Genomic DNA, 17,594 nt, shown 5'->3' with positions numbered 1-17,594 from the left:
TCTGTCACACCGACGTCTGACCTCTCACCCGGAGCATCTATGGCGTACTCATACACCGAGAAGAAACGTATCCGCAAAAGCTTCGCCAAGCGCGATGCCGTGCTGAACGTTCCCTATCTGCTCGCCACCCAAATCCAGTCCTATGCTGCGTTCCTGCAGGCGGAGACCCCGCCGGCATCGCGCATCAACAACGGTCTCGAAGCAGCCTTCAATTCGATCTTCCCGATCTCCAGCCACAGCGGAAACGCGCGGCTCGAGTTCGTGCATTTCAATCTGGGCGAACCGGCCTTCGACGTGAAGGAATGCCAGCAGCGCGGCCTTACCTTCGCATCTCCGCTGCGTGCCCGCGTGCGACTCGTGATCATGGATCGCGATGCGCCCAAGGAAACCATCAAGGAGGTGAAGGAGCAGGAAGTGTACATGGGCGAGATTCCGCTCATGACCACTACCGGGTCCTTTGTCATCAATGGTACCGAGCGGGTCATTGTTTCCCAGCTTCATCGTTCCCCGGGCGTCTTTTTCGAGCATGACCGTGGCAAGACGCACAGTTCGGGCAAGCTTCTCTTCTCGGCGCGCATCATTCCCTACCGCGGCTCGTGGCTGGACTTCGAGTTTGACCCGAAGGACTACCTGTACTTCCGCGTGGACCGTCGCCGTAAGATGCCGGTGACCACGCTGATGAAGGCCATCGGCATGAACAACCAGGAGATTCTGGCGGCCTTCCACGATACCGATGCCTTCCATCTCGGCGCAGAGGACATCCAGTTCGCAGTGGTGCCCGAGCGCCTGCGCGGCGAGGTTGCGAAGTTCGACATCGTCACCCCCGACGGAAAGGTGATCGTCGCGCGTGACAAGCGGATCACCGCCAAACACATCCGCGAACTGGCCGAAGCCGGCGTCAAGACATTCTCGGTCAATGAGGAGTTCATCCTCGGCCGCGTTCTGGCCCAGGACGTGATCGACGAATCGACTGGCGAAGTCGTCGCGCGAGCCAATGACGAGATCACCGAAGAGTTGCTCGGCAAGCTTCGCGACGCCTCTGTGACCGATCTGCAGACCCTGTACCTGAACGATCTGGACCGCGGTGCCTACATCTCCCAGACGCTGCGCATCGATGATGCGGCCGATCAGTGGGCTGCCCGCGTTGCCATCTACCGCATGATGCGTCCGGGCGAGCCGCCCACCGAGGATGCCGTCGAGGCCTTGTTCCAGGGGTTGTTCTACGCCGAAGAGCGTTACGACCTGTCGGCCGTCGGCCGCATGAAGTTCAACCGGCGTGCCTATCCGGCAAAGCTCGACGACAAGGCCCCGGAGTGGGTCAAGCGTTTCCATGAGCGCGTCGGCGAGCAGGACGAGCTCGGTGCCGGAACGCTGTCGAATGACGACATCCTCGCGGTGATCGGCATTCTGGTCGAACTGCGCAACGGTCGTGGCGAGATCGACGATATCGATCACCTCGGCAACCGTCGCGTGCGTTCCGTTGGCGAACTTGCCGAGAACCAGTTCCGCGCCGGTCTTGTGCGCGTCGAGCGTGCGGTCAAGGAGCGTCTGAGCCAGGCAGAGTCCGATAACCTGATGCCCCATGACCTGATCAACGCCAAGCCGATTTCGGCGGCAATCAAGGAGTTCTTCGGCTCGAGCCAGCTCTCCCAGTTCATGGACCAGACCAACCCGCTCTCCGAGATCACCCACAAGCGCCGCGTATCGGCCCTTGGCCCCGGCGGTCTGACGCGCGAGCGTGCGGGCTTCGAAGTTCGCGACGTGCATCCGACCCACTATGGACGGGTGTGCCCGATCGAGACGCCGGAAGGTCCGAACATCGGCCTGATCAACTCGCTCGCGGTTTACGCCACCACCAACCGCTACGGCTTCCTCGAGACGCCGTATCGCAAGGTGGAGGATGGTCGGGTTACCGACCAGATCGATTACCTGTCGGCGATCGAGGAAGGTCAGTACGTGATCGCCCAGGCGAATGCCGAGATCGCTGCCGACGGCTCGCTCGACGGCGACCTGGTGTCATGCCGCCACAAGGGCGAATTCATGCTCGCCACGGCCGACACCGTCCAGTACATGGACGTGGCGCCGGGTCAGATCGTTTCGGTCGCCGCATCGCTGATCCCATTCCTCGAGCACGACGATGCGAACCGTGCGCTGATGGGTGCGAACATGCAACGTCAGGCGGTGCCCTGCCTGCGGCCCGAAAAGCCGCTGGTCGGTACCGGCATCGAGCGCACCGTTGCGGTCGACTCGGGTACCGCGGTGCAGGCGCTGCGTGGTGGCGTGGTCGATTACATCGATGCCAACCGTATCGTGGTGCGCGTGCACGACGAGGAAACCCAGGCGGGCGAGGTCGGCGTCGACATCTACAACCTCATCAAGTACACCCGTTCCAACCAGAACACCAACATCAACCAGCGCCCGATCGTCAAGGTCGGCGACATCCTGGCCAAGGGTGATGTGGTGGCCGACGGCGCCTCCACCGATCTCGGCGAGCTGGCGCTCGGGCAGAATATGCTGGTCGCGTTCATGCCCTGGAACGGCTACAACTTCGAGGATTCGATCCTCATCTCCGAGCGCGTCGTGGCCGACGACCGGTTTACCTCGATTCACATCGAGGAGCTGACCGTGGTCGCACGCGACACCAAACTCGGACCCGAGGAGATCACCCGCGACATCGCCTCGCTGGGCGAATCGCAGCTCGGTCGCCTGGATGAGTCCGGCATCGTCTATATCGGCGCCGAAGTCGAGGCCGGCGACGTGCTGGTCGGTAAGGTCACCCCGAAGGGTGAAACCCAGCTGACCCCGGAAGAGAAGCTGCTGCGCGCGATCTTCGGCGAAAAGGCCTCCGACGTTAAGGACACTTCGCTGCGCGTGCCTTCGGGCATGAACGGCACGGTCATCGACGTGCAGGTGTTCACCCGCGAAGGTATCGAGCGCGACAAGCGCGCCCAGTCGATCATCGACGAGATGCTGCGCAGCTTCAAGACCGACCTCGCCGACCAGATGCGGATCGTTGAGCGCGACGCTTTCGCCCGTATCGAGCGCATGATCGTCGGTCAGCCGGCCAACGGCGGTCCGAAGAAGCTTGCCAAGGGCACGGCCATTGCCAAGGATTACCTGGACTCGCTCGAGCCTTACCACTGGTTCGACATCCGCATGGCGGACGAGGAAATCGCCGGGCAGATGGAAGCGGTGCGCGAGTCGCTCGAGAAGACCCGCAAGGACTTCGAGCTGGCTTTCGAGGTCAAGAAGAAGAAGCTCACCCAGGGCGATGAACTGCCCCCGGGTGTGCAGAAGATGGTCAAGGTCCACCTCGCGGTGAAGCGCCGCCTGCAGCCGGGCGACAAGATGGCCGGTCGCCACGGCAACAAGGGTGTGGTGTCGAAGATCGTTCCGGTCGAGGACATGCCGTACATGGAAGACGGCACTTCGGTCGACATCGTGCTCAACCCGCTGGGCGTGCCCTCGCGGATGAACATCGGTCAGATTCTCGAAACCCACCTTGGCTGGGCCGCCAAGGGTCTGGGCAACAAGATCGACCGCATGCTGCGCGCGAATGCTGCCGCTTCGGAAGTCCGCGGCCTGATTGGCGAGATCTACAACGGTTGCGGCAAGTCTGAAGCGATCGATAGCTTCTCCGACGGTGAGATCCGCGAGCTTGCCACCAATCTGACCAAGGGCGTGCCTTTCGCGACGCCGGTGTTCGACGGCGCCAAGGAAGAAGAGATCGAGAAGATGCTTGCACTTGCCGATCTGCCGCTGCGTGGTCAGGTGACCCTGTTCGATGGTCGCACCGGCGAAGAATTCGAGCGCAAGGTGACGGTGGGCTACAAGCACGTGCTCAAGCTGCATCACCTGGTCGATGACAAGATGCACGCCCGCTCCACCGGCCCCTATTCGCTCGTTACCCAGCAACCGCTTGGCGGTAAGGCGCAGTTCGGCGGACAGCGTTTCGGCGAGATGGAAGTGTGGGCGCTGGAGGCTTACGGTGCGTCCTACACGCTGCAGGAAATGCTCACGGTCAAGTCCGATGACGTGACCGGGCGGACCAAAGTGTATGAAAACATCGTCAAGGGCGAGCACAAGATCGATGCCGGCATGCCGGAATCGTTCAATGTGCTGGTGAAGGAGATCCGCTCCCTCGCCATCGATATCGATCTTGAACGTTTGTGAGCCGAACGGCCTCTGAAGGTTGCTCTCTCACCAGTGACACTGGAGTGATTAATGAAAAGCTTGCTCGCTGATCTGTTCAAGCAGACTTTGCCGAACGAAGACGAGTTCGACGCCATCACCATCGGCCTGGCGTCGCCGGAGAAGATCCGCTCGTGGTCGTACGGTGAAGTGAAGAAACCGGAAACCATCAACTACCGTACGTTCAAACCCGAGCGCGACGGCCTTTTCTGCGCCAAGATCTTTGGCCCGGTCAAGGACTACGAGTGCCTTTGCGGTAAATACAAGCGTCTCAAGCACCGTGGCGTGATCTGCGAGAAATGTGGCGTCGAGGTGACCCTCTCCAAGGTGCGCCGCGAGCGCATGGCGCACATCGAGCTGGCTTCGCCGGTCGCTCACATCTGGTTCCTGAAGAGCTTGCCGAGCCGTCTCGGCATGGTCCTCGACATGACCCTGCGCGACATCGAGCGGGTGCTCTATTTCGAAGGTTTCGTGGTCGTCGAGCCGGGCATGACGCCGCTTACCCGCGGCCAATTGCTGACCGAAGACGACTATCTCGCAAAGGTCGAGGAATACGGCGACGAATTCGATGCCGCGATGGGTGCCGAGGGTGTGCGCGAACTGCTGCGTACGCTGGACGTCCGCCAGGAAACCGAAAAGCTTCGATCCGAGCTGGAAGTGACCAACTCGGAAGCCAAGATCAAGAAGTTCGCCAAGCGCCTCAAGGTGCTCGAGGCCTTCCTTCAGTCGGGTATCAAGCCCGAATGGATGATTCTCGAAGTGCTGCCGGTGCTGCCGCCCGACCTGCGTCCGCTGGTGCCGCTGGACGGTGGCCGCTTCGCGACTTCCGACCTGAACGACCTGTACCGCCGCGTCATCAACCGTAACAACCGTCTCAAGCGTCTGCTCGAGCTCAAGGCGCCGGAAATCATCGTCCGCAACGAAAAGCGGATGCTTCAGGAGTCGGTCGACTCCCTGCTCGACAACGGTCGCCGCGGCAAGGCCATGACCGGTGCCAACAAGCGACCGCTCAAGTCGCTGGCTGACATGATCAAGGGCAAGGGTGGTCGCTTCCGCCAGAACCTGCTCGGCAAGCGCGTCGACTATTCGGGTCGTTCGGTGATTACCGTGGGTCCGCAGCTCAAGCTGCACCAGTGCGGTCTGCCCAAGCTGATGGCGCTCGAGCTGTTCAAGCCCTTCATCTTCAACAAGCTCGAGCTGATGGGTCTGGCGACGACGATCAAGCAGGCCAAGAAGATGGTCGAGAGCCAGGAGCCGGTGGTGTGGGACATCCTCGAAGAGGTGATCCGCGAACATCCGGTGATGCTCAACCGCGCGCCGACCCTGCACCGCCTTGGCATCCAGTCGTTTGAACCGGTGCTGATCGAAGGCAAGGCGATCCAGCTCCATCCACTGGTCTGCGTGGCCTTCAACGCCGACTTCGACGGTGACCAGATGGCGGTCCACGTGCCGCTTTCGCTGGAAGCACAAATGGAAGCCCGCACGTTGATGCTGGCGTCCAACAACGTGCTGTCACCGGCCAACGGCGAGCCGATCATCGTGCCGTCGCAGGACATCGTGCTGGGTCTCTACTACGCGACCCGCGAAGGTGTGAACGTCAAGGGTGAAGGCATGCACTTCACCGACGTCTCCGAGGTGAAACGTGCCTACGAATCGGGTCAGGCTTCGCTGCATGCCAAAGTGAACGTCCGCATCAAGGAGTACGTGTGGGGCGAGAGCGGGGAGAAGGTCGAGAAGGTCACCCGTTACGAGACCACGATCGGGCGCGCAATCCTTTCCGAGATTCTGCCGGTGGGCCTGCCGTTCAGCGTTCTCGACAAGCCGCTCAAGAAGAAGGAAATCTCCAAGCTGATCAACGGCTGTTTCCGTCGCTGCGGGCTCAAGGCGACGGTCGTGTTCGCCGACCAGCTGATGCAGTCGGGCTTCCGCCTTGCAACGCGTGCGGGCATCTCGATCGCGGTCAAGGACATGCTGGTGCCGGGCCAGAAGGACACACTGATCCACGCCGCCGAACAGGAGGTGAAGGAGATCGCACGCCAGTACACGTCGGGTCTGGTGACCGATGGCGAGCGCTACAACAAGGTCGTCGATATCTGGGGCCGCGCCGGCGATCAGGTTGCCAAGGCGATGATGGAGCAGCTCGGTCAGGAAGACGTGGTCAACCGCGCAGGTCAAGGTGTCAAGCAGGAGTCGTTCAACTCCATCTACATGATGGCCGACTCCGGTGCCCGCGGTTCCGCTGCGCAGATTCGCCAGCTGGCGGGGATGCGGGGCCTGATGGCAAAGCCGGACGGCTCGATCATCGAGACGCCGATCACCACCAACTTCCGCGAAGGCCTCAACGTTCTGCAGTACTTCATCTCGACCCACGGCGCCCGGAAGGGTCTTGCCGATACGGCCCTGAAGACCGCGAACTCGGGCTACCTGACCCGTCGTCTTGTCGATGTGACCCAGGACTTGGTCGTCACGGTCGATGACTGCGGCACCCGTAACGGATTCAACATGAAGGCGTTGATCGAGGGTGGCGAGGTCATCGAACCGCTGCGCGACCGGATTCTCGGTCGCGTCTGTGTCGATGACGTGGTGAACCCCGAAACCCAGGAAACCGCCATCGAGGCCGGATCCCTGCTCGACGAGGATGCAGTGGAACTCATCGAGAGCCTGGGCGTGGACGAAGTGCGCGTGCGCACGCCGCTTACCTGCGAGACCCGACATGGCCTCTGTGCCAAGTGCTACGGCCGGGATCTCGGCCGTGGTACGCCGGTGAACGTCGGTGAGGCGGTCGGTGTGATTGCCGCCCAGTCGATCGGGGAGCCGGGCACCCAGCTGACCATGCGGACCTTCCACGTCGGTGGTGCGGCGTCCCGGGCTGCCGCGGCAAGCGGCGTCGAGGCGAAGGCCGCAGGTACCGTGCGCTTCAACCAGAACATGCGCTACGTCGCCAACGCCAAGGGCGAGAAAGTGGTGATTTCGCGTTCTGCGGAGGTCGTGGTTGCCGATGACATGGGACGCGAGCGCGAGCGTCACAAGCTTCCCTACGGCGCTATGCTGCTGGTGGATGACGGTCTCGCGATCAAGGCCGGGACCCAGCTTGCCACGTGGGATCCGCATACCCGCCCGATCGTGACCGAATACGCCGGTACGGTGAAATTCGAGAACGTCGAGGAAGGCGCGACCGTGGCCAAGCAGATCGACGATGTGACCGGCCTGTCCACCCTGGTGGTCATCGACGGCAAGCGTCGTGGTGGCGGCGGCTCGACGAAGAACTCGCGGCCGCAGGTCAAGCTGCTCACCGAAACCGGTGAAGAGGTGCGGATCGCGGGTACCGATCACGCGGTGACCATCACCTTCCAGGTTGGCTCGCTGATCACCGTAAAGGACGGCCAGCAGGTTTCGGTGGGTGACGTGCTGGCACGTATCCCGCAGGAGTCCGCAAAGACCCGCGACATCACCGGGGGTCTGCCGCGCGTTGCCGAGCTGTTCGAAGCGCGCTCGCCGAAGGATTCAGGCCTGCTGGCCGAATACACCGGTACCGTTTCGTTCGGCAAGGACACCAAGGGCAAGCAGCGTCTCGTCATCACCGAGCCGGATGGCACGGTGCACGAGTTCCTGATTCCGAAGGACAAGCACGTGACGGTCCACGACGGTCAGGTGGTGAACAAGGGCGAAACCATTGTCGACGGCGCGCCGGAGCCCCACGATATTCTGCGTCTGCAGGGTATCGAGGCGCTGGCCCGCTTCATCATCGACGAGGTCCAGGATGTTTACCGGTTGCAGGGCGTGAAGATCAACGACAAGCACATCGAGGTCATCGTCCGTCAGATGCTGCGCCGCGTGGTCATCACCGATGCCGGCGACAGCCGCTTCATTCGCGAAGAGCAGGTCGAGCGTTCCGATGTTCTGGACGAGAACGACCGGTTGGCGGCGGAGGGCAAGTTGCTTGCCCAGTACGACAACGTTCTGCTCGGTATCACCAAGGCGTCCCTGTCTACCGATTCGTTCATCTCGGCCGCTTCCTTCCAGGAAACCACCCGGGTGCTGACCGAGGCGGCGATCATGGGCAAACGGGACGAACTGCGCGGTCTGAAGGAGAACGTTATCGTCGGTCGCCTCATCCCCGCTGGTACCGGCCTTGCCTACCATCGCAATCGCAAGGCGCAATCCGTCGGCGACGATCTCGGTGGCGAGCATGCCTGGGCCCCGGCGGAAGAGGCCATCGAGACCCAGGATGTGCAGGCCGGTTGACTGGGACTTGCAATCTGCAATAAAATCCGGCCTCTTTTTGTGGACTGACCAATCGTAGTCGGTCGCCGGAAACAACCGCTCGGGCGGCTCGTGATCGAGCTGCCCGGGTTATTTGGGAAATTCGGAGTTATGCCAACAATCAATCAGCTCGTCCGCAAGTCGCGGGAAACGCCGATCACCAAGAGCAAGGTGCCGGCCCTGGATGCGTGCCCGCAGAAGCGTGGTGTCTGCACCCGTGTTTACACCACCACCCCGAAAAAACCGAACTCCGCGTTGAGGAAGGTTGCCAAGGTCCGTCTGACCAATGGCTTCGAGGTCATCTCCTACATCGGCGGTGAAGGTCACAACCTGCAGGAGCACTCGGTGGTGCTCATCCGCGGTGGCCGCGTGAAGGATTTGCCGGGTGTGCGTTACCACATCGTTCGTGGTTCGCTCGATCTGCAGGGCGTCAAGGATCGGAAGCAGTCGCGCTCCAAGTATGGTGCGAAGCGTCCGAAGAAGGCCTGATTGTTGTTGGCTTACTGATTTAAAGAGGTAGTTATGCCGCGTCGTCGCGAAGTTCCCAAGCGTGATGTCCTGCCGGACCCGAAGTTCGGCAATCAGGATGTCTCTAAATTCATCAACGTAATCATGCAGTCCGGCAAGAAGGCTGTTGCCGAACGCATCGTCTATGGTGCCTTTGACCACATCTCGTCGAAGTCGGGCAAGGATCCCCTTGAGGTCTTTTCCGCTGCGCTGGGAAATGTGAAACCGGTGGTCGAGGTCAAGAGCCGTCGTGTGGGTGGTGCGAACTACCAGGTGCCGGTCGAGGTTCGTCCCTCCCGTCGCATGGCCTTGTCGATGCGCTGGTTGCGCGAAGCTGCCCGCAAGCGCTCGGAGAAGTCCATGGCGCAGCGTCTCGGGGGCGAGCTCCTCGAAGCCGCCGAAGGTCGTGGCGCAGCCATGAAGAAGCGGGAAGAGGTTCACCGCATGGCCGAGGCCAACAAGGCGTTCTCGCACTATCGCTTCTGATTTTTTCGGATTGCGAAGCATCGGCCCCTTACGGGGCCCGATTGTTTTGTAAAGCAATGTTCAAGAATCGCGGCCCTGGTCGCTGTTCAACAAGGTAGGAATACATCGTGGCTCGCAAGACTCCCATCGAGCGATATCGCAATATCGGTATCTCGGCGCACATCGACGCTGGCAAGACGACGACGACTGAGCGCATCCTCTTCTATACCGGCGTCAATCACAAGATTGGCGAGGTGCACGACGGCGCAGCCACCATGGACTGGATGGCGCAGGAGCAGGAACGCGGCATCACGATCACGTCAGCCGCGACGACGTGTTTCTGGAAAGGCATGGCTGCCAACTTCCAGGAGCATCGCATCAACATCATCGACACCCCGGGACACGTCGACTTCACCATCGAGGTGGAGCGTTCGATGCGGGTTCTGGATGGCGCGTGCATGGTCTACTGTGCTGTGGGCGGTGTTCAGCCCCAGTCTGAGACCGTGTGGCGTCAGGCCAACAAGTACAAGGTGCCGCGTCTTGCCTTCGTGAACAAGATGGACCGCCAGGGTGCCAACTTCTTCAAGGTGGTCGATCAGATGCGCACTCGCCTGAAGGCTGCTCCCGTGCCCATCGTCATCCCCATCGGTGCAGAAGAGACCTTCGTCGGCGTGGTTGACCTCGTCAAGATGAAGGCGATCTACTGGGACGAAGCATCCCAGGGGATGAAGTTCGACTACACCGATATCCCTGCGGAACTCCAGGCCGAGGCCGACAAGTGGCGCTCGGAGATGGTCGAGGCGGCTGCCGAGGCGTCGGAAGAGCTGATGGACAAGTACCTCGAGGAAGGCGATCTTTCGGAAGCCGACATTCTTGCCGGTCTGCGTCAGCGGACCCTTGCGTGCGAGATCCAGCCGATGTTGTGTGGCACCGCGTTCAAGAACAAGGGCGTTCAGCGCATGCTCGACGCAGTTATCGAGCTGCTGCCTTCGCCGGTTGATGTTCCGCCGGTTGCGGGTACCGACGAGGACGAGAAGGAAGTCTTCCGCAAGGCGGATGACGCCGAGAAATTCTCGGCTCTTGCGTTCAAGCTGATGACCGACCCGTTCGTGGGTCAGTTGACCTTCATTCGTGTCTATTCGGGTGTTCTGGCGTCGGGTTCGACGGTCTACAACTCGGTGCGAGGCAAGAAAGAGCGTATCGGTCGTATTCTGCAGATGCATGCCAACGAACGGGCCGAGATCAAGGAAGTGCTTGCTGGCGACATCGCTGCGTGCGTGGGTCTGAAGGAAGTGACCACCGGCGAGACGCTGTGCGATCCGGATGCGCCGATCATTCTCGAGCGCATGATCTTCCCCGATCCGGTGATCCACGTTGCGGTCGAGCCCAAGACCAAGGCAGACCAGGAAAAGATGGGTATCGCGCTGGGCCGTCTCGCCGCAGAGGATCCTTCCTTCCGCGTGCGCACCGATGAGGAGTCGGGGCAGACCATCATCTCGGGTATGGGCGAGCTGCACCTCGAGATCATCGTTGACCGCATGCGCCGCGAGTTCAACGTGGAGGCTTCGGTAGGTGCGCCGCAGGTGGCCTATCGCGAGGCGATCCGCAAGGCCGTCGAGCAGGAAGGCAAGTTCGTCAAGCAGTCGGGCGGTCGCGGTCAGTATGGTCACGTGTGGATCAAGCTCGAGCCGAACGAAACCGGCAAGGGCTACGAATTCGTCGATGCCATCAAGGGCGGCGTGGTGCCGCGCGAGTACATCCCGGCGGTCGACAAGGGTTTGCAGGACACGCTGCCGAACGGTGTGCTCGCCGGCTTCCCGGTCGTCGATGTCAAGGTCACGCTGTTCGACGGTTCGTACCACGATGTCGATTCGAACGAAAACGCTTTCAAGATGGCCGCTTCGATGGCTTTCAAGGACGCGATGCGCAAGGCCAACCCCGTCCTGCTCGAGCCGATGATGGCGGTCGAGGTCGAGACGCCTGAAGATTACATGGGTAACGTGATGGGTGACCTCTCCGGGCGTCGGGGTATCGTTCAGGGGATGGAAGACATTCCGGGCGGCATCAAAGCGATCAAGGCAGAGGTTCCTCTCGCAGAGATGTTCGGCTACGCAACGCAGTTGCGCTCGTTGAGCCAGGGCCGTGCGACCTATTCGATGGAGTTCAAGCACTACTCCGAGGCGCCGAGGAACGTGGCTGAAGCGGTAATCAACAAGAAGTAACCAGATTCTTATTATTTGATCTATAGGAAAACAGGAAATGGCTAAGGGTAAGTTCGAGCGGACGAAGCCGCACGTAAACGTCGGTACGATTGGTCACGTTGACCACGGCAAGACCACGCTGACGGCGGCGATCACGACGATCCTGTCGAAGAAATATGGTGGCGAGGCAAAGGATTACGCCTCGATCGACAGCGCGCCGGAAGAGAAGGCACGTGGTATCACGATCAACACCGCGCACGTCGAATACGAAACCGAAGGCCGTCACTACGCTCACGTGGATTGCCCGGGTCACGCCGACTACGTGAAGAACATGATTACCGGTGCGGCGCAGATGGACGGCGCGATTCTGGTGTGCTCGGCCGCTGACGGCCCGATGCCGCAGACCCGCGAACACATTCTGCTTGCTCGCCAGGTTGGTGTGCCGTACATCATCGTCTTCCTGAACAAGTGCGACATGGTCGACGACGAAGAGCTGCTCGAGCTGGTTGAGATGGAAGTGCGCGAACTGCTCTCGAAGTATGACTTCCCGGGCGACGACATTCCCATCGTCAAGGGCTCGGCGCTGAAGGCGCTCGAAGGCGACCAATCGCCGATCGGCGAGCCGGCGATCTTCGAACTGGCTGCTGCGCTGGATTCGTACATCCCGACGCCCGAGCGTGCGATCGACAAGCCCTTCCTGCTGCCGATCGAAGACGTGTTCTCGATTTCGGGCCGCGGTACCGTGGTGACGGGTCGTGTTGAGCGCGGCATCGTCAAGGTTGGCGAGGAAATTGAGATTGTCGGTATCAAGCCGACCGTCAAGACCACCTGTACCGGTGTTGAGATGTTCCGCAAGCTGCTTGACCAGGGCCAGGCCGGTGACAACGTCGGCGTGCTGCTGCGCGGCACCAAGCGTGAAGACGTCGAGCGTGGCCAGGTGCTGGCCAAGCCGGGTTCGATCACCCCGCACACCCACTTCACGGGTGAAGTGTACGTGCTGTCGAAGGAAGAGGGCGGTCGTCATACCCCGTTCTTCAACAACTACCGTCCGCAGTTCTACTTCCGGACGACCGACGTGACCGGTTCGATCGAGCTGCCGGAAGGCACCGAGATGGTCATGCCGGGCGACAACGTGTCGATCACCGTCAAGCTGATCGCGCCGATCGCCATGGAAGAGGGCCTGCGTTTCGCGATTCGCGAAGGTGGTCGTACCGTCGGCGCCGGTGTGGTTGCCAAGGTCATCGAATAAGTGACTTTTCGGGTGGCGGTACCTTTGCCGCCACCATCTGCTCTTTGGAAATAATCATGCAAAATCAGAAAATCCGCATTCGCCTCAAGGCCTTCGATTACCGTCTGATCGATCAATCCGCTCAGGAAATCGTTGAAACTGCGAAGCGTACCGGTGCAGTAGTGCGTGGTCCGGTACCGCTCCCCACCCGAATCGAGCGTTTCGATCTGTTGCGTTCGCCGCACGTCAACAAGGCTTCGCGCGATCAATTCGAGATCCGTACCCATCAGCGTCTGATGGATATCGTCGATCCCACCGACAAGACTGTCGACGCGCTGATGAAGCTCGATCTGCCGGCTGGCGTGGATGTGGAAATCAAGCTGCAGTAAGGCTTGCGGTTTGACTGCAAGGGCCGGTATAATCCGGCCCTTGCGTTTTTTGCGCATTTGTAACCAATGGCCCCGGTCAATCGCAACCGGGATTAGGAGAAAAAAATGAGTCTAGGCCTTGTCGGGCGCAAGGTCGGCATGACTCGCATTTTCGCCGAGGATGGTCGTTCCATTCCGGTGACAGTGCTTGACGTGTCCGACAATCGTGTGTCCCAGATCAAGACGCCTGAAGTCGACGGCTATGCCGCGGTTCAGGTGACTTTCGGCAAGCGTCGCGCTAGCCGGGTGAGCAAGCCCCTTGCGGGCCATCTCGCCAAGGCCGGGGTTGAAGCCGGCCACGTCCTGAAAGAATTCCGCGTTACGCCCGAGCAGCTGAGCAGCCTCAAGGCTGGCGATGTGATCAACGTCGACGTCTTTGCGGTCGGTCAGATGGTTGATGTTTCCGGGACCTCGATCGGTAAAGGTTTTGCTGGCGCAATCAAGCGGCATAACTTCAGCTCGCAGCGGGCGTCGCACGGCAATTCGGTGTCGCATAATGCGCCGGGTTCAATTGGTATGGCGCAAGACCCGGGTCGGATCTTCCCGGGTAAGCGGATGGCCGGTCATCTGGGCGACGCCAATGTGACGCAGCAAAATCTCGAAGTGGTGCGCGTCGATGTCGAGCGGCAGTTGCTCCTGGTCAAGGGGGCTGTGCCTGGGTCCAAGGGTTCGGATGTCGTTGTTCGTCCGGCAGTCAAGGCGGGGGCGTGATGGAACTGACACTGTTGAATGAGCAGGGGCAGGCCGCTGCAACCATGCAGGCGTCCGACACCCTTTTTGGTCGCGACTACAACGAGGCGTTGATCCATCAGGTTGTAACGGCATACATGGCTAACGCGCGTTCGGGCAACCGCGCGCAAAAGGGTCGTGCCGACGTGCAGAAATCGACTCGCAAGCCGTGGCGCCAAAAAGGTACCGGTCGCGCACGTGCTGGTATGGCGTCCAGCCCGGTCTGGCGTGGGGGTGGTCGTGTCCACCCGAACAGCCCGGACGAGAACTTCACCCAGAAGGTGAACCGGAAGATGTATCGCGCTGGCGTGGCTTCGATTCTTTCGCAGCTTGCGCGCGAAGATCGTCTTGCTGTTGTCGAGTCTTTTGGCGTTGAGGCGCCCAAGACCAAGCTTCTCTCGCAGAAGCTCAAGGGCATGGGGCTCGAGTCGGTGCTCGTTATTACTGACAACCTCGATGAAAACCTCTTCCTGTCGTCGCGCAATCTGCCGCACGTTCTGGTTCTTGAGGTAAGTGAAGCCGATCCGGTGTCGCTGGTTCGCTTTCCGAAGGTGCTGGTGACCCGTGGTGCGGTCGCCAAGATGGAGGAGATGTGGCAATGAGCAACTTCAGCGAAGCGCGGCTGATGCAGGTTCTGCTCGCCCCGCAAATCTCCGAAAAGGCAACCTTCGTGGCCGACAAGAACGAGCAGGTTGTGTTCCGCGTCGCGTCCGATGCGACCAAGCCTGAAGTCAAGGCGGCCGTTGAGCTGCTGTTCAAGGTCGAGGTTGAGTCAGTGCAGGTCGCCAACGTCAAGGGCAAGGTCAAGCGCTTCGGTCGCAACTTTGGCCGCCGCAAGGACTGGAAGAAGGCCTTCGTCTGCCTCAAGCCTGGCCAGGAAATCAACTTCGCGGCCGGGGAGTAATAGATATGGCACTCGTAAAAGTCAAACCGACCTCGGCAGGGCGCCGGGGCGTCGTGAAAGTCGTGAATGCCTCCCTGTACAAGGGTCGTCCGCATGATGCACTGATCGAGAAGAAGACCAGCAAGGCTGGCCGTAACAACTATGGTCGGGTTACCGTTCGCCATCAGGGGGGCGGTCACAAGCAGCACTATCGCGTGATCGATTTCCGTCGCAACAAGGATGGTATTGTCGCGAAGGTTGAGCGTATCGAGTACGACCCCAACCGTTCGGCAAATATTGCGCTGGTCTGCTATGCGGACGGCGAGCGCCGCTACATCATCGCGCCGCGTGGCCTCGAGGTTGGTGCGCAGTTGGTGTCGGGTGCGGAAGCCCCGATCAAGGCTGGTAACACCCTTCCGATCCGCAATATCCCGGTGGGTAGCACGCTGCACTGCGTTGAATTGTCGGCCGGCAAGGGCGCACAGTTGGCGCGAGCCGCAGGAACTTCCGTTCAGCTGCTTGCGCGCGAGGGTAGCTACGCGCAGCTTCGTCTGCGCTCAGGCGAGATTCGTCGTGTGCACGTCGAGTGTCGCGCGACGATCGGCGAAGTGGGCAATTCCGAGCATAGCCTGCGCAAGATCGGCAAGGCCGGCGCCAATCGCTGGCGCGGGATTCGTCCGACCGTTCGCGGTGTTGCGATGAACCCGGTCGATCACCCGCATGGTGGCGGCGAGGGTCGTACCGGCGAAGGTCGTGTTCCGGTCAGCCCGTGGGGAACGCCGGCGAAGGGATATCGTACGCGAAACAACAAGCGCACCGATTCGATGATTGTGCAGCGTCGCAACAAGCGTTAAGGGGTAAGAAATGGCACGTTCTATCAAGAAAGGCCCGTTCATCGACGCTCACCTGCTCAAGAAGGTTGACGCTGCACGTAACGGTCAAGACAAGCGCCCGATCAAGACCTGGTCGCGTCGCTCCACCATTCTCCCGGATTTCGTTGGACTCACGATTGCAGTCCATAACGGCCGCTTGCATGTGCCGGTCTATATCTCCGAGAACATGGTCGGTCACAAACTCGGCGAATTCGCGCTGACGCGTACCTTCAAAGGTCACGCCGCCAGTAAGAAAGCGAAGCGGTAAGGGGTGAGCTATGGAAACTAAAGCCATTCTCCGCGGTGTTCGGCTCTCTGCCCAGAAAGGGCGGCTTGTTGCTGATCAGATCCGCGGCATGAAGGTGGAGCAGGCGTTGAATACTCTCGCCTTCTCGCCGAAAAGGGGTGCGCAGATCATTCGCAAGGTCGTCGAGTCTGCGATCGCGAACGCTGAGCACAACGACGGTGCGGATATCGATGTGCTCAAGGTAAAGACGATTTACGTTGAGGAAGGCATGTCGCTGAAACGCTTTACGGCACGCGCCAAGGGTCGGGGCAACCGGATCCTTAAGCCGACCTGTCATATTTATCTGTCGGTCGGGGACTAAGGAGTTCGTATGGGACAGAAGATTCATCCTACCGGGTTCCGCCTCGCGGTGACTCGTGACTGGAACTCGCGCTGGTTCGCGCCTAGCGGTGATTATTCGAAGATGTTGCTCGAGGACCTCAAGGTCCGTGAGTACCTCAAGAAGAAGTTGTCGCACGCCTCCGTTGCGAAAGTGCTCATCGAGCGCCCGGCGAAGAATGCCCGCATTACCCTGTTCAGCGCGCGTCCGGGTGTCGTCATCGGCAAGAAAGGTGAGGATATCGAGCTGCTCAAGCGCGACCTTCAAGGCATCATGGGCGTTCCAGTCCACGTGAACATCGAAGAGGTTCGCAAGCCTGAAGTGGACGCTCAGCTGATTGCCGATTCTATCGCCCAGCAGCTCGAGCGCCGCATCATGTTCCGTCGCGCGATGAAGCGTGCGATGCAGAATGCCATGCGTCTCGGTGCCCAAGGCATCAAGATCATGAGTGCCGGTCGCCTGAACGGCGCGGAGATCGCCCGGACCGAATGGTATCGCGAGGGGCGTGTGCCGCTTCATACCTTGCGTGCCGATATCGATTACGGCGTCTCGGAAGCTAAGACGACCTACGGGATCATCGGTATCAAGGTCTGGGTATACAAGGGTGACATTCTCGCCCGCAACGAACAGCCTGCTGCAGGCGAAGCCGATACGGAAAACCGCCGCGGGCGGCGTGCTCCGCGCGGCGACAACGACCGTCCGGGCAAGCGCCCGGCACGTCGTGCCGGTGGTGAGCAAGGGGATGCCGACAAGTCCGGCAAACGCGTGAAGAAAGCAGGAGCGAATGATGCTGCAGCCGTCGAGAAGGAAGTATCGTAAGGAGCAAAAAGGCCGTAACACCGGCGTTGCTACCCGCGGTACCAAGGTCAGCTTCGGCGAATACGGACTCAAGGCAATTGGTCGCGGGCGTTTGACTGCCCGCCAGATTGAGTCCGCTCGTCGTGCAATGACCCGTCACATCAAACGTGGTGGTCGGATCTGGATCCGGATTTTCCCGGACAAGCCGATCTCCAGAAAGCCCGCCGAGGTTCGGATGGGTAACGGTAAGGGCAACCCCGAATACTGGGTTGCTGAGATCCAGCCCGGTAAGGTGCTGTATGAGATGGATGGCGTTGACGAGACGCTCGCACGCGAGGCCTTCCGCCTTGCAGCGGCAAAGCTGCCGCTTGCGACGACCTTCGTGACGCGTCAGGTGGGGTAA

The 17,594-nt window shown here is 60.6% G+C and carries 15 protein-coding genes; all 15 read left to right on the top strand.

What is annotated here, in order from left to right; all coding sequences use genetic code 11:
- Positions 1-39: 39 nt before the first annotated feature.
- The 15 genes from rpoB to rplP all read left to right on the top strand — a co-directional run bounded on the left by rpoB (position 40) and on the right by rplP (position 17,594).
- Positions 40-4,173: a DNA-directed RNA polymerase subunit beta gene (gene rpoB / locus GQB03_RS02435; protein ID WP_159683708.1), complete on the top strand. Its 4,134-nt coding sequence runs from the start codon at positions 40-42 to the stop codon at positions 4,171-4,173.
- 51 nt (positions 4,174-4,224) lie between these two features.
- A complete protein-coding gene (gene rpoC / locus GQB03_RS02430) occupies positions 4,225-8,436 on the top strand; it encodes a DNA-directed RNA polymerase subunit beta' (RefSeq protein WP_159683705.1) in 4,212 nt (1,403 codons plus the stop codon).
- A 129-nt stretch (positions 8,437-8,565) separates the two neighbouring features.
- The gene (gene rpsL, locus GQB03_RS02425; RefSeq protein WP_159683702.1) at positions 8,566-8,943 is read left to right on the top strand and encodes a 30S ribosomal protein S12; all 378 of its coding nucleotides are present in this window, start codon (positions 8,566-8,568) and stop codon (positions 8,941-8,943) included.
- A 33-nt stretch (positions 8,944-8,976) separates the two neighbouring features.
- Positions 8,977-9,447, top strand: a complete 471-nt coding sequence (gene rpsG, locus GQB03_RS02420) for a 30S ribosomal protein S7 (protein WP_159683699.1) — start codon at positions 8,977-8,979, stop codon at positions 9,445-9,447.
- A 107-nt stretch (positions 9,448-9,554) separates the two neighbouring features.
- The gene (gene fusA, locus GQB03_RS02415; protein WP_159683697.1) at positions 9,555-11,648 is read left to right on the top strand and encodes an elongation factor G; all 2,094 of its coding nucleotides are present in this window, start codon (positions 9,555-9,557) and stop codon (positions 11,646-11,648) included.
- Between the two features lie 37 nt (positions 11,649-11,685).
- The gene (tuf, locus tag GQB03_RS02410) at positions 11,686-12,876 is read left to right on the top strand and encodes an elongation factor Tu (RefSeq protein ID WP_159683694.1); all 1,191 of its coding nucleotides are present in this window, start codon (positions 11,686-11,688) and stop codon (positions 12,874-12,876) included.
- Between the two features lie 56 nt (positions 12,877-12,932).
- Complete coding sequence (rpsJ, locus tag GQB03_RS02405; protein WP_159683692.1) at positions 12,933-13,244, top strand: 30S ribosomal protein S10; 312 nt, start codon at positions 12,933-12,935, stop codon at positions 13,242-13,244.
- A gap of 105 nt (positions 13,245-13,349) precedes the next feature.
- Complete coding sequence (gene rplC / locus GQB03_RS02400) at positions 13,350-13,994, top strand: 50S ribosomal protein L3 (protein WP_159683689.1); 645 nt, start codon at positions 13,350-13,352, stop codon at positions 13,992-13,994.
- Positions 13,994-14,614 carry a 50S ribosomal protein L4 gene (gene rplD / locus GQB03_RS02395; protein WP_159683686.1) on the top strand — a complete coding sequence of 207 codons (621 nt, stop codon included), beginning with the start codon at positions 13,994-13,996 and terminating at the stop codon, positions 14,612-14,614. Before rplC ends, rplD begins: the two co-directional genes overlap by 1 nt.
- Positions 14,611-14,916, top strand: coding sequence for a 50S ribosomal protein L23 (gene rplW, locus GQB03_RS02390; RefSeq protein ID WP_159683683.1), 306 nt, complete (start codon positions 14,611-14,613; stop codon positions 14,914-14,916). The genes rplD and rplW overlap by 4 nt, the downstream gene beginning before the upstream one ends.
- A gap of 5 nt (positions 14,917-14,921) precedes the next feature.
- On the top strand, positions 14,922-15,749 hold the full coding sequence (gene rplB / locus GQB03_RS02385; protein ID WP_159683680.1) for a 50S ribosomal protein L2: 828 nt from the start codon (positions 14,922-14,924) through the stop codon (positions 15,747-15,749).
- 10 nt (positions 15,750-15,759) lie between these two features.
- Positions 15,760-16,035: a 30S ribosomal protein S19 gene (rpsS, locus tag GQB03_RS02380; RefSeq protein WP_159683677.1), complete on the top strand. Its 276-nt coding sequence runs from the start codon at positions 15,760-15,762 to the stop codon at positions 16,033-16,035.
- Positions 16,036-16,045: 10 nt separating this feature from the next.
- A complete protein-coding gene (rplV, locus tag GQB03_RS02375) occupies positions 16,046-16,375 on the top strand; it encodes a 50S ribosomal protein L22 (RefSeq protein ID WP_159683674.1) in 330 nt (109 codons plus the stop codon).
- Positions 16,376-16,384: 9 nt separating this feature from the next.
- Positions 16,385-17,212: a 30S ribosomal protein S3 gene (gene rpsC, locus GQB03_RS02370; RefSeq protein WP_159683671.1), complete on the top strand. Its 828-nt coding sequence runs from the start codon at positions 16,385-16,387 to the stop codon at positions 17,210-17,212.
- Positions 17,181-17,594, top strand: a complete 414-nt coding sequence (gene rplP / locus GQB03_RS02365) for a 50S ribosomal protein L16 (RefSeq protein ID WP_159684095.1) — start codon at positions 17,181-17,183, stop codon at positions 17,592-17,594. Before rpsC ends, rplP begins: the two co-directional genes overlap by 32 nt.

Origin of the sequence: Cognatazoarcus halotolerans (assembly GCF_009800965.1) — a bacterium.
Classification (GTDB): domain Bacteria; phylum Pseudomonadota; class Gammaproteobacteria; order Burkholderiales; family Rhodocyclaceae; genus Cognatazoarcus; species Cognatazoarcus halotolerans.
Note: the sequence above shows the minus strand (reverse complement) of the source record. Positions and strands in the feature narration are given on the sequence as shown.